This is a genomic window from Pantoea sp. JGM49 (assembly GCF_018257655.1).
Classification (GTDB): domain Bacteria; phylum Pseudomonadota; class Gammaproteobacteria; order Enterobacterales; family Enterobacteriaceae; genus Pantoea; species Pantoea communis.
The window spans coordinates 1-732 of record NZ_JAERJM010000042.1 but is presented as its reverse complement, the minus strand read 5'-3'; the positions used below and the strand labels follow the sequence as shown (position 1 = coordinate 732).

At 33.1% G+C, this 732-nt stretch carries 1 pseudogene; it reads right to left on the bottom strand.

Annotated elements, in window-relative coordinates:
- Positions 1 to 732: pseudogene (locus JK231_RS25365) on the bottom strand (capsular biosynthesis protein); the annotation flags it as partial.

Sequence of the window (732 nt, the reverse complement as noted above, 5' to 3'; positions counted from 1 at the left end):
AGACAGGATATTACCTTTTCTTTTAATAACTACCTTAGAAGCTTCAACGGTGGCAATAATGTCACTAATGACTGATTCTTCATTGTTGATAACTGACTTTATCTTTTCAATTGGTAGGGCTTTTTCAGTTAGCAGTGAAGGAATGTGATGAGTTTCAGTAACGGTTTTTTTTAACACAGGCTTGACTAAAGGTATAAGTGATGGCTGTCTTAGTTTATTCTCAAGAGCAAGAATTCCTGATTTATGAATCGAAACCAAGCTTTTCTCAAGATGTTTAACGAGAAACTCTTCAAGCTTATCAAATTCGTCAATAGTCAAGTAGGATGGAAATGATTCAGATTTGTAATCATTTATAAAATCTTCAATCAGATTATAGTCGTAAGAAAAACCCTTTTTGCCATAAAATGCTTGCCCTAATTGAACTGGTTTAATTCCAAAAAAAGCGGCTTCAATTGCTGACTGCGAGCATAAAGTTATAACGGTTTTAGATTGCTTAAACAAATTGTGAAGATTGAAATTTTCTGTGATAAGAACACGCTCCGCTTTGTCTTGACTGAGAGAGTTAATGTGGTTTCTTATCTCTGTTGATGTTAAAGCACCTTTTAAATTATTTTTTTGATGCTCCCAAGGATGTGCTTTGAATACTATGAATTTATCTGTTTCTTCGAGTAGTTTATCAATTAACTCAATGTAAAAATCAATTGATGATAAATAGTTGGTTGCCGTGCAAAT